The organism is Streptomyces sp. NPDC059454 (genome assembly GCF_042749965.1).
Lineage (GTDB): Bacteria > Actinomycetota > Actinomycetes > Streptomycetales > Streptomycetaceae > Streptomyces.
Genome location: NZ_JBHYVC010000062.1, coordinates 25,623 through 48,053, shown reverse-complemented (window position 1 = coordinate 48,053; position 22,431 = coordinate 25,623). Strand labels below are relative to the sequence as shown.

The following is a 22,431-nucleotide window of genomic DNA, read 5'->3' as shown; positions in this document are numbered from 1 at the left end:
GCCGTCCGGTGCGGACGGCGCCCTCGCGCGTACCTGCTCGGGCGCCTCCGCTCAGGCGTCGTACGCGGCGATGTTCTTCACCACGGCGAAGCCGAGGCCGTACGCGCTCATGCCCCTGCCGTACGCGCCCACGTGCACGCCCTCCTGCGTGGAGCCCGCGAGCACCCAGCCGAACTCGGACTCCCGGTAGTGGAACGGCGTCGGCACCCCGTCCACGGGCAGGGACAGCGTCGACCAGTCCTCACCCTCCAGATCGTCCGCGAGGACCCAGGCGGTCTCCGTCTGCTGGTCCAGCCAGTCGTCGCGCAGGGAGTGGTCCATCTGGCCGGGCCAGGTGAAGGACAGCAGCCCCACTCCGGCGAGCCAGGCGGCGGAGGAGACCGAGGTGGCCTCCAGCAGACCGGTGCCGTCGGCGCTGCGGCGCACCGGGTTGGCGGCCACGGTCACCACGACCGCGAACCTCTCCTTGGTCTCCTGGTCGGTCCCGGCCGTGTACTCGCTGCGCACCGAGGGCTCGTCGCCGTGCCCGACCGATCCGTGCGCGACGGCTCCGTCGGCCGCCAGTCCGACCTGCATCAGCCAGCGCGGTCCCGTGAAGGCCTCGTCGAGCCCGTACCAGGGGAAGGGCGCACGCAGGTAGCCGTCGACCGTACGCCGGGCGGAGGGGACATGTTGTCCGTCCTCCGCGGCCGGCGCCTGCGCGACTGCCCGACTCGTCGTCTCCATTGCCCGGACGCCTCCTCGCTCTCGTCGGACCGGACGGCCCGCCCCCCTTCGGGCGTACTCGTCCGTTCCGCACAACAACTCGGCAGCATAGCCACCTTGACGCCACAGGCTGGGAAACCGCCCGGCGAGTGGGCCGCGCGGACGCCCTGATCAGGCCGCGCGCGGCCCGGGTGGGGTATGAAACGCGTCACGTACGCGGGGGCGTACGCCCCGGTGCCGGACGGCTCAGGTGGCGTCCGCGTCGAAGGGCGGGCGGTTGTCGGCCGCCGGTGTCTCGGGCTTCTTCGTCATGTCCACGCGGCCGCCGGAGGAGCCGGAGGAGGACGACGTGGAGGAGTCGGTGTCGCGGCCGTGGACGGCGTCCGTGACCTCGGCCATCTCCTTCTTCAGGTCGAAGCCGTTACGGATCTCCTTGAGCCCCAGGTCGTCGTTGTCCAGCTGCTTGCGGATGAACGTCTTGGGGTTGAGGTCCTCGAACTCGAATTCCTTGAACTCGGGGCCGAGCTCCTGCCGGATGTCCTGCTTGGCGCTCTCCGAGAAGTCACGGATCTTCCGGATCGTGCGCGTCACGTCCTGGATGACCTTGGGGAGCTTGTCCGGACCGAAGACGAGCACGGCGAGGACGATGAGCGTCACCAGCTCGAGCGGTCCTATGTCATTGAACACCTGAAGCTCCTCGCGATGCCTTCGGTCCTCGGTCCTCGGGGCGGCCTGCGGTCTTCCGTGGTCCGGGCCGGGTCCACGGTACCCGGCCGCCCCGTGCCTCCGGTACCGTCCCGGGGCTCATCCGCCTCAGTCGCCCTCCGAGGAACCGAGCGTCAGGGTGACCGTCCGTTCGGCGCCGTCCCGCTCCAGGGTGAGCTCGAGGCGGTCGCCGGGACGGTGGGCACGGGTCTTGACGATGAGTTCCTCGCCGGAGTGGACGCGCCGGCCGTCGACCTCGGTGATGACGTCGCCGGCCTTGATCCCGGCCCGGTCGCCGGGGCCGCCGGTGCTGACCGGAGGCCCGCCGTCACCGCTCTTGGCGGCGACGCGGGCGCCGTCGCCGCCGTACTGCATGTCGAGGGTGATGCCGATCACCGGGTGGGTGGCCTTCCCGGTGTTGATCAGTTCCTCGGCGACGCGCTTGCCCTGGTTGATGGGGATGGCGAAGCCGAGTCCTATGGAGCCGGCCTGGCCGGCGTCCGGGTCGGCACCGCTGCCGGCGGAGCGAATGGCCGAGTTGATGCCGATCACGCGGGCCTTGGCGTCGAGCAGGGGGCCGCCGGAGTTTCCGGGGTTGATCGGCGCGTCGGTCTGCAGGGCGTCGACGTACGACACGTCGCTGCCGTCGCCCTTCTCGCCGCCGGCGGTGATGGGCCGTTCCCTGGCGCTGATGATGCCGGAGGTGACGGTGCCGGCCAGGTCGAAGGGGGCGCCGATGGCGACGACGGGGTCGCCGACCCGCACGTTGTCGGAGTTGCCGAGCGGCAGGGGGGTGAGTCCACTGACGCCCTTCACCTTCACCACGGCGAGGTCGTAGCCGCTGTCCCGGCCCACGACGGTGGCTTCGGCGGTGTCGCCGCTGTGGAAGGTGACGGTGATCTCGCCGTCGTTCCCGGCGGGTCCGACGACGTGGTCGTTGGTGAGGATGTGGCCGCGCCCGTCGAGCACGAAGCCGGTGCCGGTGCCGGCCTCGCCGGCGCCGCTGACGTGCAGGGTGACGACGCTGGGGAGTGCCTGTGCGGCGATTCCGGCGACGCTGCCGGGGTCGCGTCCCGCCGCCTCCTTGCCGGCCTGCGGCAGCTCCACGCTGCCCATGCCGCCGTTGCGCTCCAGATACGTGCCGACGATCCCGCCGATGCCACCGGACACGAGCGCGAGCAGCAGGGCGGCCCCGAGGAGCGCCCGGCCGCGCCGCCGCTTCCGGTCGACCACGACGTGTCCGGCCTGCTGCAACGGAGCTGCCGCGGCAGCCACCGCCCAGGGGTCGTAACGGCCCCAGGGGTCGGCGGCCGGGGTGTCCTGGGCCGGGGGCGCCTGGGTGTCCGGGTGCGATTGCGCGGGGATGGCGGACGCCGTGGGAGCCCCGTGCGGCACCGCCTCCGTCACGGTGGGGGCACCGTGCGGCGCGGGGGTGGTGTGCGGCGCGGGGGTGGTGTGCGGCGCGGGGGTGGTGTGCGGCGCGGGGGTGGTGTGCGGCGCGGGGGTGGTGTGGGGTGCCGCGTCCGGGACCGCGGGAGGGGCCGCGAGCGCCATGCCGTGCGCGGGTGTCGTCGCCGGGTGCTGTACGGGCGGGGCGGGTGCCCAGGGGCCCGGTTCGCCGTACGGCGGGGTGCTGTAGGGGTCGGGGTCGTGCAGGGGCCTCTGCCGCCCGGGAGCGGGGGGTTCGAGAGCCACCGGCGGCGGGTCGGAGACCGCGGGTGCGGGGACGGCCGGGGGCGGAGACCCGACGGAGGTGGCGGACGCGCCGGGGGCCGAAGCGGCCGTGGACGCCGACCCGACGGGCTCGTCGGCAGGGGCACCGGATGCCGCGGGCTCCGCGGCTTCGGGGGCGGACGTGGAGGCGCCGGAGCCGGGCTCGACGGGTTGGTTCCCGAAGCCCTCGGACCGCAGGGGGCGGTCCAGTTCGTAGTCGCCCCGGTGGTCGTCGCCGGCGGTGGCCGGTTCGCGGTCCGGGCGGGCCAGCTCGAAGTCGCCGTCGTGTCCCTCGGGACGCGTGGTCGGCTCCTCCCCCGGTGGGCCCGGCTTGCCCTCGTTCATGCTCTCCCCACGGCTGGACACGGCACCGCGCGACGGCGGTGGCCGCGAAACTACTGGCTCGGCACCCGGCTGGGCCTGGGCGCGCCCCCTGGATTCAATCAGGTTCGCGCGCCCCTGCGCACTGGACGGTTCAGCGGGATGTCGGCGTGGGGACCGGTGTCGTGCCGGCGGTGACGAGGCCGGGGGCCTTGAGCCCGGTGGAGACGGCCCATGTGGTCAGGGTGAGCGGCGGGGTCGAGGTGAGCGGTCGTATCAGCGGGGACACGGTCGTCGCACCGCCCGTCATCGGCGTGCCCGGTGCGGGGTGGTGCTCCGTCGGCGTCGGGATCCCGGGCAGCAGCGGCGCGGAGACCGCGGTCGGGGCGACCGGGGTGGCCGCGGGCGCGCTCTGGCCCGTCATCTGGCCCAGCAGCGGTCCCACGCCGCGGCGCCGCTGGGACTCGGGCATCGCCGCGCCCGTGCCCTGCGTGCGCATCGGCGTGACGTTGCTGCCCTTGCCCGCACCGCGCGTCTCCGTGTCGGTGGGCGTGCTCGTGGTGACCCCGCCGAGCGCGATCGCGGCCAGCGACACCGCCCCGGCGGCGACGAACGCGAACCGCAGCCCGCGGGAGGACGGCCGGTCGGTCTCGTGGCGGCTGACGTCATGGAGGGCGAAGTCCCGGCCGCCCGCGACAGCCGGCAGCGCGGACTCGTGCCGCCGGACGGGCGCGTAGGTGAACTCGAAGCGCTCGCCCCGCCTGGTCCCGAAGACCCCGGGGCCTCCGCCGAACCGTCCCGGCGTACCGCCCGGCAGTCCTCCGCCGCCCAGCGGCGAGCCGCCGTCGCCGAGGTCGCCCCCGGCCGGGAGCCCCTGGAGGCGGGCCAGGAAGCTCTCGGAGGGCGGCGGGGGGGCCGCCTGGGCGAACACGTTCTTCAGACGGCGCTGCGCGTCCACCTCCACCCTGCACTTCGCGCAGGTGGCGACATGCGCCAGTACGCGCTCGCGCGCGTCATGACCGAGCTCTCCGTCCACCAGGGCGGAAAGTCGGTCTCCCAGGTGCTGCTCTGCGAGGTGTCCCTCGGAGGACTTCGGCTGTGAACCGCTCACGTGCTCGCGCCCCCTCCTCCCAGTGCGGGAACACGCGGCACGAAGGAGCGGCGCTCCGCGCGCGCCTCGGGCGAGCGGTGTGCGAGGGCCTTGCGCAGCTGGGAACGGCCGCGGTGGATCCGGGACCGGACGGTACCGAGCTTGACGCCCAGGGTGGCCGCGATCTCCTCGTACGACAGTCCCTCGATGTCGCACAGGACGACGGCGGCGCGGAACTCGGGGGCGAGGGTGTCGAGGGCCTGCTGGACGTCCGCGTCGAAGTGGGCGTCGTTGAACACCTGCTGCGGCGTGGGCTCCTTGCTGGGCAGCCGCTCGGCCGCGTCCTCGCCCAGCGCGTCGAAGCGGATGCGCTGCTTGCGGCGGACCATGTCCAGGAAGAGGTTGGTGGTGATGCGGTGCAGCCAGCCCTCGAAGGTGCCCGGCGTGTACGTCGACAGGGAACGGAAGACGCGGACGAAGACCTCCTGGGTGAGGTCCTCGGCGTCGTGCTGGTTGCCGGTGAGACGGTAGGCGAGCCGGTAGACCCGGCCGCTGTGCATGCTGACGATCTCCTCCCAGGTGGGCGGAGTCCACGCCTGCCCGTCCGCGTCGGTGGAGAAAGTCGCGGTCTGGGCCGGGGCGCCGGCGCGGTCGTGGTCAGCAGCGGTGTCGTTCACGGATTTCGGCCTGCCCGCCGATCCGAGGAAGCGCCGCAGCACTCCTCCGCGATCCATAGGCGCAGCCGCACCTCCCCTATCGGCTCTGGTGGTGTCCAGTGGAGCCCCTACCATAGCCACCTCGCCCGTTAGCTCCGGATAAGCGGTTTTACGAGAATTTGATCTGGGCTGCCACGCCTCGTACGGCTGCGTCAGCACTTGCTCGGCGTCCTCGTCCACTGCCTGCCCCCCGTCACGGCACACGCCACTTGCTCCTCCCTTTAAACGACCGGTCCCATCTGCGGGTTCCCGACGCCAACGGATACAGTCACGCCCAGGCATCCACGGGGACAGGAGAGGGTCATTACCGCCAACCGGCAGACGAGCTGGGCGTTCGCCGACGCCTATGTCGCCGAGGACGAGGCGCTGTACTGGGCCCGGGACCGGGCCCGTGACGCAGGGCTGCGCTCGGTGTCGCCCGGCACGGGCGCGGCGCTGCGGTTGCTCGCCGCCAGCGTGGACGCCAAGGCGGTCGCGGAGATCGGCACCGGCTGCGGGGTCTCCGGAATCCACCTGCTGCACGGGATGCGTCCGGACGGGGTGCTGACCACGGTCGATCAGGAGCCGGAGCACCAGCAGTCCGCCCGCCAGGCCTTCCGCGACGCCGGCTTCGCCGGGAACCGGGCCCGCTTCATCCCGGGCCGCGCGCTGGACGTCCTGCCCCGTCTCGCGGACTCCGGTTACGATCTGGTCTTCTGCGACGGCGACCGGCAGGAGTACCAGGACTATCTCGCCGAATCGTTGCGCCTGCTGCGCCCGGGAGGCCTGGTCGCCTTCGAAGGGGTCTTCGCGAACGGACGCACGGTGGACTCCGGACCGCAGCCCACGGAGGTGCTGCGGCTGCGGGAGCTGGTGCGGACCGTGCGCGAGAGCACGGAACTGGTGTCGTCGCTGCTGCCGGTGGGGGACGGGCTCCTCTGCGTCGTCAAGCGGTGACCGGCGGACCCGGCCCGCTCTCTCCGCCCGTACGCGAAACAGTCGCCCCGGCACCGCGTGCGGTGCCGGGGCGACTGAAAGGGTATGGTCGCTTGCGCGTCAGCCGACGACCTTCTTGAGGGCGTCGCCGAGCGCGTCGGCCTCGTCCGGGGTCAGCTCGACGACGAGCCGACCGCCGCCTTCGAGCGGAACGCGCATGACGATGCCCCGCCCCTCCTTGGTCACCTCGAGCGGGCCATCACCCGTCCGCGGCTTCATGGCCGCCATGCTCGTTCCCCTTCCTGAAACCCGGCTAAACCGTCTGAGCCGACGGCCCACTGAAGGGCACCTGCGGTCCTCGAAGCAGGACACACGCCACCGGCATCGAACACATTGCTTCCAGGCCATTATCCCGCATGGCGGGACCCGATGACCAACATCAGTCGGCATCGCTTGGGCAACGCACGCGAGCAAAACCACTCAATTCGGCGATGTGACTGCGATACTGCGCCGCCGCACACACATCCACCGATCGGAAACGGACGGGAATTGTTTGACGCAGGTCACACGTCGGCCGCCCGCCGCGGTCGGTGATCTCCGTCATGCTGTCCTGCAGACGGGGCGTACTCGCCGGTACGCCCCGAGCCGCCACACGGAGGGACACACCATGGCCGACACCGTGCTCTACGAGGTGAGCGACGGACTCGCGACGATCACGCTCAACCGCCCGGAGGCGATGAACGCGCTGAACCTCGCGGCGAAGGCCGCCCTCCGGGACGCGGTCCGGTCCGCCGCGGACGACGACGCCGTACGGGCCGTGCTGCTGACCGCGGCCGGGGACAGGGCGTTCTGCGTCGGGCAGGACCTCAAGGAGCACATCGGGCTGCTGATCGAGGACCGGGAGACCGGTTCGGGGCAGACGATGAGCACGGTGCGCGAGCACTACAACCCGATCGTGAAGGCGATCGCCGGGGCCGCGAAGCCGGTGGTCGCGGCGGTGAACGGGGTCGCGGCCGGCGCCGGCTTCGGCTTCGCGCTGGCCGCGGACTACCGGATCGTCGCGGACACCGCGGCGTTCAACACCTCGTTCGCCGGGGTCGCGCTGACCGCTGACTCCGGGATCTCCTGGACGCTGCCGCGCGTGATCGGCCCCGGGCGCGCCACCGACCTGCTGCTCTTCCCGCGCAGCGTCTCCGCGCAGGAGGCGTACGAGCTGGGCATCGCCAACCGGCTGGTCCCGGCGGCGGAGCTGCGCGCGGAGGCGGAGAAGGTGGCACGGGCGCTGGCCGAGGGTCCGACGGTGGCGTACGCGGCGCTGAAGGAGTCCGTGGCGTACGGGCTGAGCCACTCGCTGGAGGAGGCCCTGGAGAAGGAGGACGAGCTCCAGACCCGGGCCGGCTCCTCGGAGGACCACGCGATCGCGGTACGGGCGTTCGTGAACAAGGAGAAGCCTCGGTACCTGGGCCGGTGAGCTTCCGGTGAGCTCGGGGCTACAGCTGCGTCGAGGGCTGCGGCTTCGTTGTGGTTGATCGCGCAGTTCCCCGCGCCCCTGGAGGGGCGCTTCTCCTCACGCACGTCTCCAGGTGGTCGTCGACCAGGCCGCAGGCCTGCATCAGGGCGTACGCCGTGGTCGGGCCGACGAAGCGCAGGCCCCGTTTCTTCAGGGCCTTGGACAGGGCCGTCGACTCCGGGGTCACCGCGGGGACGTCGGCGAGGGTCTTCGGTGCCGGGCGGCCGGCCGGGTCGGGGGCGTGGGACCAGATCAGGGCGTCCAGGTCACCGGGCGCCCACCCGGCCAGCTCACGCGCGTTGGCGAGGGTCGCGTCGATCTTGGCGCGGTTGCGGATGATGCCCGCGTCGGCCAGCAGACGCTCGCGGTCGGTGTCGGTGAACTCCGCGACCGTGGCGATCTCGAAGCCGGCGAAGGCGGCGCGGAAGCCGGGGCGGCGGCGCAGGATGGTGATCCAGGACAGACCTGACTGGAACGCCTCCAGGCTGAGGCGCTCGAAGAGGGCGTCGTCGCCGTGGACCGGGCGGCCCCACTCCTCGTCGTGGTAGGTCACGTAGTCCGGGGCGGACAGGGCCCAGGGGCAGCGCGGGAGGCCGTCCGGGCCGGTGGGGGCGGCTGCTTCCTCGCTCACGGCTGCCTCATCACTCATGGCCGCTTCCCCGCTCACGGCTGCTCGTCCTCGCGGTGCGGGGCGGACTTGTCCATGGAGATGTGGGCCGCGGCGGCGCGGGCGCCGGCCAGCGCGGACTCCAGGTCGGCGATCCGGGCGTCACGCTCGGAGAGTTCCGCGCCGAGGCGGCCGAGGGCGTCGTCCACGTCGGCCATGCGGTAGCCGCGGGCGGCGAGCGGGAAGCGCAGGCCGTCCACGTCCGCGCGGTTGACCGGCCGGTCCGGCGGCAGGGTGTCCCGCAGCCGCTCGGGAGCCGCCTCGGGCAGCGGGCCGTTGTCGCCGCCGCCCACCACGGCGAGGGTCACCGCGGCGACCACTACGGCGAGCGCTACGACCAGGAACAGGAACATAACCATCGCCGGGGCCCCCACGGTCGGATGAGTCGGAGTCGGATGTGTGGCTCCGATCGTGCCATGCGAGTCTGACAGTCGGGACTGCCGGGCGGTGCCGCAGGCGGCCGGGACAGGACGTACGAGGAGAGGTCACAGGGGATGCTCAGGCTGGGCAGGCGGGAATTCGCACCGCACGAGCGGGTGATCATGGCGATCGTGAACCGGACCCCGGACTCCTTCTACGACCAGGGCGCGACGTTCCGCGACGAGCCGGCGCTCACGCGGGTGGAGCAGGCGGTGGCGGAGGGCGCCGCGATCATCGACATCGGCGGGGTGAAGGCCGGGCCGGGCGAGGAGGTCACGGCCGAGGAGGAGGTACGCCGGACGGTCGGTTTCGTCGCCGAGGTGCGGCGGCGCTTCCCGGACGTCGTGATCAGCGTGGACACCTGGCGGCACGAGGTCGGCGAGGCCGTGTGCGAGGCGGGCGCGGACGTGCTGAACGACGCGTGGGGCGGGGTCGACCCGCGGCTCGCGGAGGTCGCCGCGCGGTACGGCGCGGGGCTGGTGTGCACCCACGCGGGCGGAGCTCAGCCGCGGACGCGGCCGCACCGGGTGACGTACGACGACGTCATGGCCGACATTCTCGAGGTGACCGTGGGGCTGGCGGAGCGGGCGGTTTCCCTGGGCGTACCGAGGGAGTCGGTGATGATCGATCCCGGGCACGACTTCGGGAAGAACACGCGGCACAGTCTCGAGGCGACCCGGCGGTTGGGGGAGATGGTCGACACGGGGTGGCCGGTGCTCGTTTCGTTGTCCAACAAGGATTTTGTCGGCGAGACGTTGGACCGGCCCGTGAAGGAGCGGGTGGTGGGGACGTTGGCGACGACCGCCGTGTCCGCGTGGCTGGGGGCGCAGGTGTACCGGGTGCATGAGGTGGCCGAGACCCGGCAGGTGCTGAACATGGTGTCCGCCATTGCCGGGGAGCGGGCGCCGGCTGTGGCGCGGAGGGGGCTGGCGTAGGGTTTTTCGCCCCCGCCGCCCCTTCCCGTCCCGTCCTCCGGGGGCTCCGCCCCCGGGCCCCCGGCCTCTGCCCACCCGGCCGCCCGACTCGGTACGTCAAAAAGGCGCACCTCAGAAGACCTCTAGCGGCCCGCCTCCTTCGAGACCAGGGCCACCGCCTCGTCCACGTCGTCCGTGACGTGGAACAGCAGCAGGTCCTTCTCCGCCGCCTTGCCCTGGGCGATGACCGTGTGGCGGAGCCAGTCGACCAGGCCGCCCCAGTAGTCCGTGCCGAACAGGACGATGGGGAAACGGGTGACCTTCTGGGTCTGGACGAGGGTCAGGGCCTCGAAGAGCTCGTCCAGGGTGCCGAGGCCGCCGGGCAGGACCACGAAGCCCTGGGCGTACTTGACGAACATCATCTTGCGGACGAAGAAGTACCGGAAGTTCAGGCCGATGTCGACATAGGGGTTCAGCCCCTGCTCGAAGGGCAGTTCGATGCCCAGGCCGACCGAGACGCCCTTCGCGTCGCACGCGCCCTTGTTGGCCGCCTCCATGGCTCCCGGACCGCCGCCGGTGATCACCGCGAAGCCCGCCTCGACCAGGCCCCGGCCCAGCCGGACGCCCGCCTCGTACTCCGGTGTGTCCACCGGAGTACGTGCCGAGCCGAAGACGCTGATGGCGGGCGGGAGTTCGGCGAGCGTGCCGAAGCCCTCGATGAACTCCGACTGGATGCGCAGCACCCGCCAGGGGTCGGTATGGACCCAGTCCGTGGGCGCGCGTTCGTCCAGCAGTCGCTGGTCGGTGGTGCTCGACTGCACCTGGCCCCGCCGGCGGAGGACCGGCCCCAGGCGCTTCTCCTCCGGCGGCTGCTGCTTCCCCTCGGGGTTGCCGGTAGCCATGTGCGCTCCCTCCGTTTGCTGGTGGTACCACCTCAGCGTAGATCCACGCGGGTTACGTACGAGGGACCTGAGCATGTCCGGAACACAGCGGCGCAAACCCCGCTCGCGTCACGCCGTCAACCAGGACCGCAGCCGTTCCTCCCCTGCGAGGATCTTCGCGGTGTCCACGCGCTCGTCCCGCTTGTGCGCCAAGTGGGGGTTGCCGGGACCGTAGTTGACCGCCGGGATGCCCAGCGAAGAGAAGCGGGAGACGTCCGTCCAGCCGTACTTGGGCTGCGGGGTGCCGCCCACCGCCTCGATGAAGGCCGCCGCGGCCGGGTGGGACAGGCCGGGCAGCGCCGCGCCGCTGTGGTCGTCGACGACGAACTCGCTCACCCCGCAGTCCGCGAAGACCTCGCGGACATGGGCGAGGGCCTCCTCCTCGCTGCGGTCGGGGGCGTAGCGGAAGTTCACGGAGACGACGCACTCGTCGGGGATGACGTTGCCGGCCACTCCCCCGGAGATGCCGACCGCGTTCAGGCCCTCGCGGTACTCGAGGCCGTCGATCACCGGGTGGCGCGGTTCGTAGGCGGCCAGGCGGGCGAGGATCGGGGCGGCGGCGTGGATCGCGTTGGAGCCCATCCAGCTCCGCGCGGAGTGGGCGCGCTCACCGGTGGTCCTCAGCAGCACCCGCAGCGTGCCCTGGCAGCCGCCCTCCACCTGCCCGTCGGAGGGTTCGAGGAGCACCGCGAAGTCACCCTCCAGCCACTCGGGGTGCGCCTCGGCCACGTGCTTCAGGCCGTTGAGGTCGGCGGCGACCTCCTCGTTGTCGTAGAAGACGAAGGTCAGGTCGCGGTTGGGCGCGGGGACCGTGGCCGCGATGCGCAGCTGGACGGCCACGCCGGACTTCATGTCGCAAGTGCCGCAGCCCCAGAGCACGCCGTCGGCGTCGAGCCGGGAGGGGACGTTGTCCGCGATCGGGACCGTGTCGATGTGGCCGGCGAGGATCACCCGCTCCGGGCGCCCCAGCCGCGTACGGGCCACGACGTTGTTGCCGTACCGGTCGACCGTGAGGTGCGGCAGGGCGCGCAGCGCGTCCTCGATCGCGTCCGCGAGCGGCTTCTCGGTGCCGCTGACGGAGGGGAAGTCGACGAGCCGCGCGGTCAGGCGCGCGGCGTCCAGCGTGAGGTCAAGCGGGGTGTCGGCCATGCGGTCGACCCTAACCCGCCGAGTCGCAACCCACTGTTCACACCCGGCTCACATGGAACCGTACTCTCCAGTACCTTGTACGCGTGCCAGAGCCGTCCCTTCCTTCCAAGCGCACGCGTCGCGGCCGTTTCGCCCGCTGGAGCGCGGGCCTCGTGGTGCTGTCCGCGGTCGCCGGATACGTCGTGGTGCAGTACGACACCGGGGGCACCCGCGGTCCGGACTGCAAGGTCGTCTCCGGCAAGGGCGACGGTGCGACGTACGAGTTCACGCCCGAGCAGGCGGTGAACGCGGCGACGATCACCGCCGTGGGCACCGCGCGCGAGCTGCCCGAGCGGGCGGTGACGATCGCGCTGGCGACCGCGCTGCAGGAGTCGGCGCTGCGCAACATCGACCACGGCGACCGTGACTCGCTGGGCCTGTTCCAGCAGCGTCCCTCACAGGGCTGGGGCACGCCGGAGGAGATCATGGACCCGGTGTACGCGGCGGGGAAGTTCTACGAGCACCTGGAGGAGGTGCCGGGCTACACCCGGCTGCCGCTCACCGTCGCCGCGCAGCGGGTGCAGCGCAGCGGCTTCCCGCAGGCGTACGCCAAGCACGAGCCGGACGCCGCACTGCTGGCCGCGGCCCTCACCGGGCGCTCGGCGGCGACGCTGACCTGCGAGGGCCGTCCGGCGGCGACGCGGGCGGCAGGTGCGGACGCGGTGCGTACCGCGCTGGCCCGGGACTTCGGGCGGGACGCGCTGGAGCCGGCCGGTGCCGAGGTGGGGACGACGCCCTCGCCCTCGCCCTCGGTGAGCGCTCCGGCGGAGTCCGGCGACTCCGGTGACTCCGACGGGGGAACCGTGCGGCTTCCGGTCACGGCCGGGGAGGGCGCCGACGCCGGGGCACGTGGCTGGCAGCTGGCCCACTGGGCCGTGGCCAACGCCTCCGAGCTGCGCATAAAGCGGGTGTCGTACGCGGGGCGGGAGTGGACGGCCGGGCACACCGACAGCCAGTGGCGGCCGGCGGACGGCAAGAACGCGGAGGGCTCGGATGACGGCGCGGGGGTCGTGACCATCACGACCACGCCGTAGCGCGGCCCCGCGACCGCGCAGGCGTGCGGGGGGTCACCCGCAGGCGTCATGTACGGCCGATAATGCGACGCATTACCAACTCTTTGCGTTGCCCCGCCGCAACCTTCCCGGCGGTCGAACGGTAGTCACGGCGTCACCGTTCTCTCCCGTCGAAGGAGCACCATGTCCCTCCCCCTGACCCGTCGGATCGCCCGTGCCGCGCTGCTCGTCGCTGCGGGAGCGGCCGCCGGCGTCGGCGCGGCCGGTTCCGCCAGTGCGGCTCCGGAGCTGCCGGCCGCCCCTGACCTCGGCGGGCTGACCGCGCTGGACGGGGCCGCCGACGAGACCGTGGACGGCGTGGCGAAGGACGTCACGACGACCACGGGTGACGCCGACAAGGTGACGCCGGGCGCCGGTAAGACCGTGAAGAAGGCCGCCGGGTCCCTCACCAAGGGTGCGCCCGTGAAGGGGCTTCCGGTCGGCTGAGGGCCGGCCTGCGGCCGGCCTTTTTGTTACGGCGACGGGGTCTGGGGGTTCCCAGGCCCCGTCGTTCCGTGTGTCTGCGCCAGGGTGCGGTGAGCGTCTGCCGGGCGGTGGCCCGGTGTCGGTGGCTGTGCCCACCCGTTCCGCCCTGCGGAACGACTGCCCACAGCCAGGGCGGGGCGGGTGGGGCCCACAGCCAGGGCGGGTGGGGCGGGATGCCTACAGCCAGGGTGGGTGGCAGGCCCACAGCCGGGGCGGGCAGGCCGGGCCGGGCGGGGTGGCTCAGGGTGTCAGGCGGGTTACCGCTGCCTGGACGCGTTCGTCCGTCGCGGTGAGCGCCACGCGGACGAAGTTCTCGCCCGCCGGGCCGTAGAAGTCGCCGGGGGCGACCAGGATGCCCCGGTCGGCGAGGTGGGCGACCGTGGTCCAGCAGGACTCGTCCCTGGTGGCCCACAGGTAAAGGCTGGCCTCGCTGTGCTCGATGCGGAAGCCGTGACCCAGCAGGGCCTCGCGCAGGGCGGTACGGCGGGCCGCGTAGCGCTCCCGCTGGACGCGGACGTGCTCGTCGTCGCCCAGGGCCGCGACCACGGCCGCCTGGGTCGGCGCGGAGGTCATCATCCCGCCGTGCTTGCGGATCTGCAGCAGCGGACCGAGGACCGCCGGGTCACCGGCCAGGAACGCGGCGCGGTAACCGGCTAGGTTGGAACGCTTGGAGAGGGAGTGGACCGAGACGATGCCGTCGTACGACCCGCCGTTGACGTCGGGGTGCAGCACCGAGACCGGGTCGGCCTCCCAGCCCAGCTCGATGTAGCACTCGTCGGAGAGGACGAGGACGCCGTGCTCGCGGGCCCAGGCGACGATCCTCGTCAGCTCCTCCTTGGACAGCACCCGGCCCGTCGGGTTGGACGGGGAGTTCAGCCAGAGCAGCTTCAGGTTCGCCGGGTCCAGCTCGGTCGGGTCGTCGTAGGCGACGAATTCGGCTCGGGCGAGGCGGGCGCCGACCTCGTACGTCGGGTAGGCCAGGCGCGGGAAGGCGACCGTGTCGCCGGGGCCGAGTCCGAGCTGGGTGGGCAGCCAGGCGACCAGTTCCTTGGAGCCGACGACCGGCAGGACGTGGTGGTGGGTGACCCCGCGAGCGCCCAGTCGACGCTCCGCCCAGCGGGTGAGCGCGTCGCGCAGCTCCGGGGTGCCCCAGACCGTGGGATAGCCCGGGGAGTCCGCCGCGGCGATCAGGGCCTTCTGGATCGGCTCGGGCACCGGGTCGACGGGCGTGCCGACCGAGAGGTCGACGATGCCGTCGGGGTGCGCGGCGGCCGTCTTCTTGTAGGGCTCCAGCTTGTCCCAGGGGAAGGTGGGCAGCCGGTCGGAGACTGCGGACACGTACGGGCTCACTTTCTGGTCCGGCAAACGCCTCGGTCCCGTACGGCGATCGGGAGGATCGGGCCGTACGGGACCGGGGCGGCACGTCGTTGCGGGGCCGCTTCTCGCGGGACGGCTACGCCTGCGGCGGCAGCGCGGCGATGAACGGGTGGTCCCGCTCGATCAGGCCGAGCTTGCTGGCGCCGCCGGGCGAGCCGAGCTCGTCGAAGAACTCGACGTTCGCCTTGTAGTAGTCCTTCCACTCCTCGGGAGTGTCGTCCTCGTAGAAGATCGCCTCGACCGGGCAGACCGGCTCACAGGCACCACAGTCGACGCATTCGTCCGGGTGGATGTACAAGGACCGCTGGCCCTCGTAGATGCAGTCGACCGGGCACTCCTCGATGCACGCCTTGTCCTTCACGTCGACACAAGGCTGCGCGATGACGTAGGTCACGCTGTCGTTCCTCCTCCATAGGGCGCTGGCGGGCCTCCTCAGGCTCCGCCGCCTGGCGCGCGGGAGCGCGGCGTCGTCGATGCCCGCCCCTAGTATCTCCGTTCCTGGGCATGATCCGAACAGGAGGGGTGAACTGACCTGTGGAAATCTCTGCCGCCGGGCACCTGGAGGTCCGTATCACCACTGCTGACGTGGGGAAACGGGTCTCCGTACGGAGCTTGATCGAACACGGTCCTCCGGGTGAGAAGTTCACCGACACGGTCGGTGTTCTCACATCATGGGACAACGGTGTGCTGCGGATCACAAGGAAGAGCGGGGAAAGTGTCCGCATCGCGGAGTCCGCGCTGGTCGCGGGCAAGGTGGTGCCCTCCGCTCCGGCGCGTCGCCGGGGTCCCGCGGCCTCGTACGAGGAGCTGGCGCGGGTCTCCGCGCGGGCGTGGCGACCCGTGGAGAGCGAACGGCTCGGCGCGTGGGAGCTGCGGGCGGCGGTCGGGGAGGTGCCGCGCGAAGCCCGCCCGTGGGGGGCGGTGGCCGGGCGGCGGGTGGGCTTCACGCGGCGGGCCAACTCCGTCCTGCCGCTCGGCGACCCGGGCGTGCCGCTCGACGACGCGCTGACGGCCGTACGCCGCTGGTACGCCGCGCGCGGGCTGCCCGCGTACGTGCAGACCGCGACCGGCGCCGAGGGCACGCAGGAGTTGCTCTGCGCGGAGCTGGAGCGGCGGGGCTGGGTGCGGGAGGTGACCGCCGAGCTGTGGGTGGGCCCGTTGGCGCCGGTCGCCGACCTTGGCGGGGAGCCGTCCGGGGTCGTGCTGTCGCGGGAGGCCGACGAGGCGTGGCTGGCGCGCTATCGGCGCAAGGGCGTCGGCGAGGTGGCTCTGCGGGTGCTGGGAGGGGGGTCCCCCCGCTCGAGCGAAGCCGGGAGCGGGGGAGGGCCTTCGGTGTGGTTCGCCACGGTACCGGGCGCCGGCACGGACGCGCCGGCCGCCATCGGGCGGTGTGCCGTGGACGGGCGGTGGGCCGGCTTCGCGGCGGTCGAGGTGGACCCGGCGCGGCGGCGGCGGGGGCTGGCGACCGCCGTGATGGCCGCGCTGGCCCGGCGGGCGCTGGACGAGGGCGCCTCGGCCGCCTGGCTCCAGGTCGAGGACGACAACGCGGGAGCGCGGGCGCTGTACGACCGCATGGGCTTCGCCGCGCACCACGCGTACCACCACTACCGCGCGCCGGAATCGTCGGCTCCGGCAGGTGAGGGGGCGCCGTGAGCGGGCACGAACCGGGTATGCGCCCTCCGCACCCCCCGTCGCCCGAGCGCTCCACGGAACTGCGCCGGCGGTTCGCCGAGGAGGCCCGCTGCGAGCGGCCGGATCTGTCCACGCTGTGCCTGCTGGTCGGCGCGGAGGCGGACGGCACGCTGGACGAGGCGGGCATGGACGCCGTGGAGGTGGAGCTGGACCGGCTGGCCGGCGAACTCCCCTACCGGCCCGGTTCGCCGCGCGCGTGGGCGGTGGCGCTGCGGGAGCTGCTGGGCGAGAGGTACGGCTTCCACGGCGTTCCGGACGACTACCAGCGGCTGGAGTCGTCGCTGCTGCACGCGGTGCTGCGGCGGCGGCGCGGGCTGCCGATCCTGCTGTCGGTGGTGTGGACGGAGGTGGCCCGGCGGGCGGGGGCGCCGGTGTACGGGGTCGCGCTGCCGGGGCACTTCGTCGTCGGGTTCGGGGAGCCGGGGGCGGGGGCGGGGCAGGTGCTGGCCGATCCGTTCGACGGGGGGCGGGTGCTGAGCGGGGCCGACGCGGAGCTGCTGGTGGCGGGGGCGACGGGAGCGGCGCTGGACGCGTCGATGCTGACGCCCGCCGGGGTGCTGGACGTCGTCCTGCGCGTTCTGAACAACGTGCGGGCGTGGGCGGCGGCGCGGCCCGAGCACTCGGGTGTGGGGCTGTGGGCGGTGGAGCTGTCGCTGCTGCTTCCGTCGCACTCGGCGCGGCTGCGGTACGAGCGGGCGCGGTTGCTGGTGCAGCGGGGTGAGTTCTCGGCGGGAGCCGGGGAGCTGGAGGCGTACGCCGAGGTGGTCGCCGCGGTGGACGAGACGGCCGGGGAGCGGGTGCGGGAGGAGGCTCGTGCGGCCCGGGCGCTACTGAACTGAGTGCCTGTCCGCGCGGGCCGGGGGCGCGACGTACGACGAGAGGGCGCCCGGTGGGTGCCGGACCGCCCTCTCGTCATCGTGCTCGGTCAGCTGGGATTCGTCTCGATCACCGCTGTCCGGTCGGTCTTGCTGATCAGCGCCTGGCGGAGGGCGCCGTAGACGTCCTCGGGGGTCACGGCCGTCTTCTTGCCGTTGCCCCGGGTGATGAGCACACCGTCGAACGCCTGGCCGTACAGCTCCTCCAGGGCCTTCAGGTCGGGCTTGTCGACCAGCTTGCCGTTGACGGCCTGGACACCGAGGAACTTCCACAGCGAGTTCTCGGGGCTCATCGGGACCGAGTGCGCCGCGTCGGTCTGCACGGTGACGTTGGCCGACATCGCCGGCTCGGCGAACTCCTTCATCATCCGGTCGACCTCGGCCTTGGTGACCTTCGGCTGCTGGTCGGACGTCGGGACGCTCACCGCGGCGGACTTCCCGGTCTCGACCTGGGTGCGGTACGCCTCCGTCACCACGTCGGTCGCCTTGGCGACGTCGATGCCCTGGCCCCCCTTGGGGTACACCGGGACGGCCTTGCCGGACTCGAACGTGATCGAGCCCTCGGTCACCGAGCCGGAGCCGCCGGCGGCGTCCTTCAGGGCGGCCTGCAGCTTCTCCTCGTCGACGGGCATGACCGGCTCGACGACGCGCTCGTTGCCGATGAGGGAGCCGATGACGTTGACCGGGTTGTAGTCGCTGCCGGTGGCCTCGCCGACGGTGGCGTCGGTGTCGAACTGCAGACCCGCGTTGTCCGGCTCCAGCTCGACGGTCCTGCCGTCGACCGACAGCTTCAGCGGCTGGTTCAGCCGGTCGTCGAGCGCCGCGTCGAGCTTCTTGACGGCCTCGTCGCGGGTGCCGCCGCCGATGTCGACGCCGAGCACGGTGGTGCCCTTCGGGACGTCGGAGCGGTTCATCAGCAGTCCGGCGCCGTAGGCGACACCGGCGAGGAAGACCACGCAGCCGCAGAGCAGGGCGAGCTTGTTGCGCCCCTTCTTCTTCGCCGGCTTCGAGGAGCTCGCCGGGGGCGGGGAGACCGGCTCGGGCAGCTTCGGGGGCGTGTGCGGCCGCGGGCCGTCGGCCGGACCGCCGGGAGCGTTGAAGTCCGCGCCCGGCGGGACGACCGGGATGCCGCTGGTGACGGTGTGCCCGGAGACGTTGTCGTGGCGGGGGCCGTAGCCCGGGGTGCCGGGCTGGGCGGGCCGCTGCGGGGTGAGGATCGCGGTGTCGTCACTCAGACCGCCGCCGGGGGCGCCGGGGGCGCCCGGGCCGCTGTCCTGGCCGGCGGGGGCCGCCTGGGTGCCGGGGGGCGCGGGGGCGCCCTGCGCCGTCTGGGCGCCGGGGCGGACCGGAAGGGCGGGAACGCCCGGGGCGCCGGGAGCATCGGGACGTCGGCCCGCCTGGCGGGCGACCGGGCTCGAGCCGGTCGCCGGTCCGGTGGTCGGGCCCGCGGGACCCTGAGGGCCGCGCTGACCGGGCTGCCCGGGCCGGCCGGACTGACCGGACTGGGGAGCCTGCCCCGGCCGTCCGTCGCGGCCACCCGGAGCCTCGTCCGTGAAGAACGGCAGGTCGTCGCGGCGCGGCTCGTCACCGTGTCCCGTGCCCGGACGGGTGCCGGTGCCCGCCGGCCCGCCGGCCAGCGCTTCGGTCACGTCGAAGGAACCGGTGCCGCCACCGTGCCCGGGGGCCACGGGCCCGCCGGTCGCACCGGTCGCGCCGGTGGGTCCAAAACCCTGCGCGCCGCCGGGACGGGAACCGCCCGGTGTGCTCATGGAGCCGGCCACGCCGCCGGGACGTCCGGCGCCCGGCCGCGCGCCACCGGACGCACCGGCGGGAGCGGAAGGGGCCTGTGGGGCGCCGCCCGCGGCGGGACCCGAACCGCTCGGCGTGCCCGCGCCGTTGGCGGATCCGCCCTCCGGACCTCCCTTGCCCCCGCCCGACTTGCGGGGCGCGAACCAGTCGCTGGCCGGCTTGTCCCCGGCCGTCGGCCGGTCGGGCTGAGCGGGAGGCTCGGCCACGTCGGCGGACGGGGCCGGGGACGGCGCCGACGCCTCGGCGCCGGTGGTGCCCTTGCCCTCCGCGTCCGTGACGGGCTTGCGCACGACGACCGGCGGAATGGGCCGCGATCCGGGGATGTTGATGCGGATCCGCGTCGTCAGCGTGGTCTCGGTCTTGCGTTCCTCCGGCCGCGCGGCCGAACGGCCCGCGTCCGTGCCCTCGTCCGGAATCGCCGGAATCCCGTAGGGCGGCGTGCCCGACGGGTAGGCGGCTCCGCCGCGCCCGTCGGGCCCGGAGGACGGAGTGTCAGTTTCACGACTCAAGGCAGGTTCTCCCGGTTGGCTCCGCCGCCCGTCACGACCTCACGGTGGGAGTCCTCCCAGCTCGGGCGAAGCCGAGGGTTCGAGGGAGGCTCGGCGGCGCGCACCACCTTACTGGCCCTGTCCGGCCCGTATCCCAGTACCGCCGGGGAAACCCGCACCGGACCCGCACGCCCACGACGCGGCGAAGTGGTACGTCACTTGCCAAGTCGGACGGGAGGGCCGTTCGGTTGCCGTCCGGGGGCGAGGGTGGCACAGATCACAGCCATGGCGATGCCGCCGAGGAGGAAGAGGTAGGAGCCGCCGCCCGCGGCGAACAGGAAGTCGCCCTCCGGCCGGCTGGTGGTGAGCAGGATGACGACGAGCATCCAGCCACCGGCGGCCCAGGCGCCCCCGGCCCGGCTGCGGAGCGCACGGGTGGCCCCCAGGATCAGCCCGGCCTCACCGACGAGGGCGAGCAGCAGACCGCCGGGGAACCACGCGGGCTGCACCAGCGCCCCGGCCACACCGACCACGGCGCCGAGCAGGAACAGTCCCAGGCAGGCGGCGGCCCGTCCGGCGGAGGGCGGTCGCAGCGGCTGGGCGAGCCCGGAGGGCGGCCGGTCGCTCACGAGGCCTCCTCGATCCCGGCGAACAGGTCGGTCTCCCGCTTTTCCGGACGTTCGCCGCGTACCAATTCGTAGTACTCGGCGGTGAAGAGCGGCTGGGCGAGTTCGTTGGAGAGCACGAAGTACGGTTCGGCCACGGTGATCTGGGTGGCGTGCGCCCGCATCGCGGCGGCTTTGGCGGCGGCGTAGGCGGTGCCGTCGATCGTGGTGGTGACCTGTTCGTCGTCGACGACACCCGGTACGCCGTCGAGGGCGCCCGCCTTGTCGAACGGCAGGCCGGGCAGGTCGCCGTCGAGGCGGGCGAAGGACTCCTCGGCGACGGAGCGGGGCACCCGGTTCCAGTAGACCTTGGGGATGTCCCATCCTCCGTCGGCGGCGAGTTCGACGGCGCGCATGGCGACGCGGTGGGCCTGGATGTGGTCGGGGTGGCCGTAGCCGCCGTTGTCGTCGTAGGTGACGAGGACCTGGGGGCGGATGTCGAGGATCACCTCGGCGAGCAGCCCGGCGGCCTGGTCGACGTCGGCCCGCCAGAAGCAGCCGGGGTCGTCGTTGTCGGGCAGTCCCATCATCCCGGAGTCGCAGTACCGCCCGGCCCCGCCGAGCAGCCGGAAGTCCTCGACCCCGAGCGCCCGCATCGCGTCCTTCAGCTCCCCGAGCCGGTGCCCGCCGAGAGCGGCCCCGCTCAGGTGCCCCAGCTCGGGCGGAATGACCTCGCCCCGCTCACCGAGCGTGCAGGTGACCAGCGTCACATGGGCGCCCTCGGCGGCGTACCGGGCCATGGTCGCGCCGTTGTTGATGGATTCGTCGTCCGGGTGGGCGTGCACCAGCAGCAGACGCCGGGCGGAGCGAGATGGGGGTCCCCCCGGCCGAAGGCTGGGGGAGGGCAGTTCCGTCATGGGATCAGCCTATGAGGCCGCGGACTCGTCCCTGTAACGCGGAAGACCGTCCATGGGGTGGATGTCGTCGAATACGGCGCCGACGCCGGGTCCGGCACCGACCGGAAGGCCGACGCGGCTCCCCGGCCCCCGCCCTCTGACCTCACCGAGCGCGGTCGCCGGTCGGCCCGCCCTTCTCAGCCGGCTCACAGGCGGCACCGGGCGGGGGCATGGCTTCCGGCGTCAGGCTGACCCTCAGGCCGGCGACGACGCCCCGCGCACGGGGCCCGACGCGGACCTCACGGACCTGTCACCCTCTGACGGAAGGCGCCCGATGCGCAAGCCGAAAACCCATCAGCCGCCCAACGGCCCCGCCTACCAGGGACGCCTGCTTCCGAACCCCGAGGAAGAGGTCGTCGACCAGGGACTCGGCTTCGACCTGGGCACCCTCTCCCGCAGGCGGGCTCTGTCCTTCCTCGGAGGGATCGGCGGCATGGCGGCACTGGCGGCGTGCGGCTCGGGCTCCAGCAGCAGCACCACGGGCGATGCCACCGCCTCCGCGTCATCGTCGTCCGGCCTGACCGAGATCCCCGACGAGACCAACGGTCCCTACCCCGCGGACGGCACCAACGGGATCAACGTCCTGGACAAGGACGGAATCGTCCGGCAGGACATCCGCTCGAGCTTCGGCGACTCGACGACGACCGCCCCGGGCGTCCCCCTCACTTTCGAGTTCACGCTGCTGGACATCGTCGACGACGGCCGGCCGCTCGCCGGCGCGGCCGTCTACGCCTGGCAGTGCGACCGGGACGGCAACTACTCCCTGTACTCCAGCGGGATCGAGGACGAGAACTACCTGCGCGGCGTGCAGGTCGCCGACAGTGACGGCCGGGTCACGTTCGTCAGCGTCTTCCCCGCCTGCTACCCGGGCCGCTGGCCGCACGTGCACTTCGAGGTCTATCCCGACCTCGACTCCGTCACCGACTACGACAAGCGCCTGTCGACCTCCCAGATGGCCTTCCCGAAGAACATCTGCGACACCGTCTTCGCCACCGAGGGGTACGGGTCCTCCGTCGAGAACCTCTCGCAGCTGACCCTCAAGACCGACAACGTCTTCGGCGACGACGGCGGGGTCCACCAGCTCGCCACCACGAGCGGGTCGGTGAAGGCCGGCTACACGGCGAAGCTGACCGTTCCCATCGACACCGGCACCGAGCCCACCGGCGGCAACGCGCCCGGCGACGGCAGCGGAGGTGGTCAGCCGCCCAGCGGAGCGCCGACCGGCGGACCCCCGCCCGGCTCCGCCCCTTCGGGCAGCCCGGAATCACCGGCATCCGGCAACTGAC

23 protein-coding genes are annotated in these 22,431 nt (G+C 73.0%); 8 read left to right on the top strand and 15 right to left on the bottom strand.

Features of this window, described 5'->3' with window-relative positions; all coding sequences use genetic code 11:
- Window positions 1–51 precede the first annotated feature (51 nt).
- The 5 genes from ACFXAE_RS29930 to sigE all read right to left on the bottom strand — a co-directional run bounded on the left by ACFXAE_RS29930 (window position 52) and on the right by sigE (window position 5,211).
- Window positions 52–726 carry a hypothetical protein gene (locus ACFXAE_RS29930; RefSeq protein WP_384720604.1) on the bottom strand — a complete coding sequence of 225 codons (675 nt, stop codon included), beginning with the start codon at window positions 724–726 and terminating at the stop codon, window positions 52–54.
- Between the two features lie 225 nt (window positions 727–951).
- Window positions 952–1,392, bottom strand: coding sequence for a sec-independent translocase (locus tag ACFXAE_RS29925; protein ID WP_384720601.1), 441 nt, complete (start codon window positions 1,390–1,392; stop codon window positions 952–954).
- Between the two features lie 126 nt (window positions 1,393–1,518).
- Window positions 1,519–3,468 (bottom strand): trypsin-like peptidase domain-containing protein, encoded by a 1,950-nt coding sequence (locus ACFXAE_RS29920; protein ID WP_384720598.1) that lies wholly within the window; start codon window positions 3,466–3,468, stop codon window positions 1,519–1,521.
- A 130-nt stretch (window positions 3,469–3,598) separates the two neighbouring features.
- Entirely contained in the window at window positions 3,599–4,555 is a 957-nt protein-coding gene (locus ACFXAE_RS29915) for an anti-sigma factor family protein (RefSeq protein WP_384720596.1), read from the bottom strand.
- Window positions 4,552–5,211, bottom strand: coding sequence for an RNA polymerase sigma factor SigE (gene sigE, locus ACFXAE_RS29910; protein ID WP_384720593.1), 660 nt, complete (start codon window positions 5,209–5,211; stop codon window positions 4,552–4,554). The genes ACFXAE_RS29915 and sigE overlap by 4 nt, the downstream gene beginning before the upstream one ends.
- 276 nt (window positions 5,212–5,487) lie before the next feature.
- Here sigE and ACFXAE_RS29905 point away from each other — a divergent pair, with 276 nt between their 5' ends.
- Entirely contained in the window at window positions 5,488–6,186 is a 699-nt protein-coding gene (locus ACFXAE_RS29905) for an O-methyltransferase (protein ID WP_384720610.1), read from the top strand.
- 99 nt (window positions 6,187–6,285) lie between these two features.
- Here ACFXAE_RS29905 and ACFXAE_RS29900 read toward each other — a convergent pair whose 3' ends face one another.
- Entirely contained in the window at window positions 6,286–6,453 is a 168-nt protein-coding gene (locus ACFXAE_RS29900) for a DUF3117 domain-containing protein (protein WP_003966491.1), read from the bottom strand.
- 379 nt (window positions 6,454–6,832) lie between these two features.
- Between ACFXAE_RS29900 and ACFXAE_RS29895 the strand changes: the two genes are divergently transcribed.
- Entirely contained in the window at window positions 6,833–7,636 is an 804-nt protein-coding gene (locus ACFXAE_RS29895) for an enoyl-CoA hydratase/isomerase family protein (protein WP_384720590.1), read from the top strand.
- Between the two features lie 19 nt (window positions 7,637–7,655).
- Here ACFXAE_RS29895 and ACFXAE_RS29890 read toward each other — a convergent pair whose 3' ends face one another.
- Window positions 7,656–8,324: a DNA-3-methyladenine glycosylase I gene (locus ACFXAE_RS29890; RefSeq protein ID WP_384720587.1), complete on the bottom strand. Its 669-nt coding sequence runs from the start codon at window positions 8,322–8,324 to the stop codon at window positions 7,656–7,658.
- 14 nt (window positions 8,325–8,338) lie between these two features.
- Window positions 8,339–8,701, bottom strand: coding sequence for a DivIVA domain-containing protein (locus ACFXAE_RS29885; protein WP_384720584.1), 363 nt, complete (start codon window positions 8,699–8,701; stop codon window positions 8,339–8,341).
- 135 nt (window positions 8,702–8,836) lie between these two features.
- On the opposite strand from ACFXAE_RS29885, the gene folP reads away from it, so the two are divergent.
- Window positions 8,837–9,697, top strand: coding sequence for a dihydropteroate synthase (gene folP / locus ACFXAE_RS29880; RefSeq protein WP_384720581.1), 861 nt, complete (start codon window positions 8,837–8,839; stop codon window positions 9,695–9,697).
- Between the two features lie 122 nt (window positions 9,698–9,819).
- On the opposite strand, the gene ACFXAE_RS29875 is transcribed toward folP, so the two are convergent.
- Together ACFXAE_RS29875 and dapE are read right to left on the bottom strand one after the other, a co-directional pair.
- Window positions 9,820–10,578: a TIGR00730 family Rossman fold protein gene (locus ACFXAE_RS29875; protein ID WP_384720578.1), complete on the bottom strand. Its 759-nt coding sequence runs from the start codon at window positions 10,576–10,578 to the stop codon at window positions 9,820–9,822.
- Window positions 10,579–10,686: 108 nt separating this feature from the next.
- On the bottom strand, window positions 10,687–11,766 hold the full coding sequence (gene dapE, locus ACFXAE_RS29870) for a succinyl-diaminopimelate desuccinylase (RefSeq protein ID WP_384720576.1): 1,080 nt from the start codon (window positions 11,764–11,766) through the stop codon (window positions 10,687–10,689).
- An 83-nt stretch (window positions 11,767–11,849) separates the two neighbouring features.
- Between dapE and ACFXAE_RS29865 the strand changes: the two genes are divergently transcribed.
- Window positions 11,850–12,839, top strand: a complete 990-nt coding sequence (locus tag ACFXAE_RS29865) for a heavy metal transporter (RefSeq protein WP_384720573.1) — start codon at window positions 11,850–11,852, stop codon at window positions 12,837–12,839.
- 162 nt (window positions 12,840–13,001) lie between these two features.
- Window positions 13,002–13,304: an ATP-binding protein gene (locus tag ACFXAE_RS29860; protein ID WP_384720570.1), complete on the top strand. Its 303-nt coding sequence runs from the start codon at window positions 13,002–13,004 to the stop codon at window positions 13,302–13,304.
- A gap of 279 nt (window positions 13,305–13,583) precedes the next feature.
- On the opposite strand, the gene ACFXAE_RS29855 is transcribed toward ACFXAE_RS29860, so the two are convergent.
- Together ACFXAE_RS29855 and fdxA are read right to left on the bottom strand one after the other, a co-directional pair.
- A complete protein-coding gene (locus ACFXAE_RS29855; RefSeq protein WP_384720567.1) occupies window positions 13,584–14,681 on the bottom strand; it encodes a bifunctional succinyldiaminopimelate transaminase/glutamate-prephenate aminotransferase in 1,098 nt (365 codons plus the stop codon).
- A 115-nt stretch (window positions 14,682–14,796) separates the two neighbouring features.
- A complete protein-coding gene (fdxA, locus tag ACFXAE_RS29850) occupies window positions 14,797–15,114 on the bottom strand; it encodes a ferredoxin (RefSeq protein WP_004926152.1) in 318 nt (105 codons plus the stop codon).
- 140 nt (window positions 15,115–15,254) lie between these two features.
- On the opposite strand from fdxA, the gene ACFXAE_RS29845 reads away from it, so the two are divergent.
- On the top strand, window positions 15,255–16,373 hold the full coding sequence (locus tag ACFXAE_RS29845; protein WP_384720564.1) for a GNAT family N-acetyltransferase: 1,119 nt from the start codon (window positions 15,255–15,257) through the stop codon (window positions 16,371–16,373).
- Between the two features lie 17 nt (window positions 16,374–16,390).
- The gene (locus tag ACFXAE_RS29840) at window positions 16,391–17,251 is read left to right on the top strand and encodes a tetratricopeptide repeat protein (RefSeq protein ID WP_384720561.1); all 861 of its coding nucleotides are present in this window, start codon (window positions 16,391–16,393) and stop codon (window positions 17,249–17,251) included.
- Between the two features lie 86 nt (window positions 17,252–17,337).
- On the opposite strand, the gene ACFXAE_RS29835 is transcribed toward ACFXAE_RS29840, so the two are convergent.
- From ACFXAE_RS29835 to mshB, 3 genes are all read right to left on the bottom strand, one after another.
- Window positions 17,338–19,605, bottom strand: a complete 2,268-nt coding sequence (locus ACFXAE_RS29835) for a hypothetical protein (RefSeq protein ID WP_384720558.1) — start codon at window positions 19,603–19,605, stop codon at window positions 17,338–17,340.
- A gap of 194 nt (window positions 19,606–19,799) precedes the next feature.
- Window positions 19,800–20,213 carry a DUF6113 family protein gene (locus ACFXAE_RS29830; protein WP_384720555.1) on the bottom strand — a complete coding sequence of 138 codons (414 nt, stop codon included), beginning with the start codon at window positions 20,211–20,213 and terminating at the stop codon, window positions 19,800–19,802.
- Window positions 20,210–21,106 carry an N-acetyl-1-D-myo-inositol-2-amino-2-deoxy-alpha-D-glucopyranoside deacetylase gene (gene mshB, locus ACFXAE_RS29825; RefSeq protein ID WP_384720552.1) on the bottom strand — a complete coding sequence of 299 codons (897 nt, stop codon included), beginning with the start codon at window positions 21,104–21,106 and terminating at the stop codon, window positions 20,210–20,212. Before mshB ends, ACFXAE_RS29830 begins: the two co-directional genes overlap by 4 nt.
- A gap of 313 nt (window positions 21,107–21,419) precedes the next feature.
- On the opposite strand from mshB, the gene ACFXAE_RS29820 reads away from it, so the two are divergent.
- Window positions 21,420–22,430 carry an intradiol ring-cleavage dioxygenase gene (locus tag ACFXAE_RS29820; protein WP_384720549.1) on the top strand — a complete coding sequence of 337 codons (1,011 nt, stop codon included), beginning with the start codon at window positions 21,420–21,422 and terminating at the stop codon, window positions 22,428–22,430.
- Window position 22,431 lies beyond the last annotated feature (1 nt).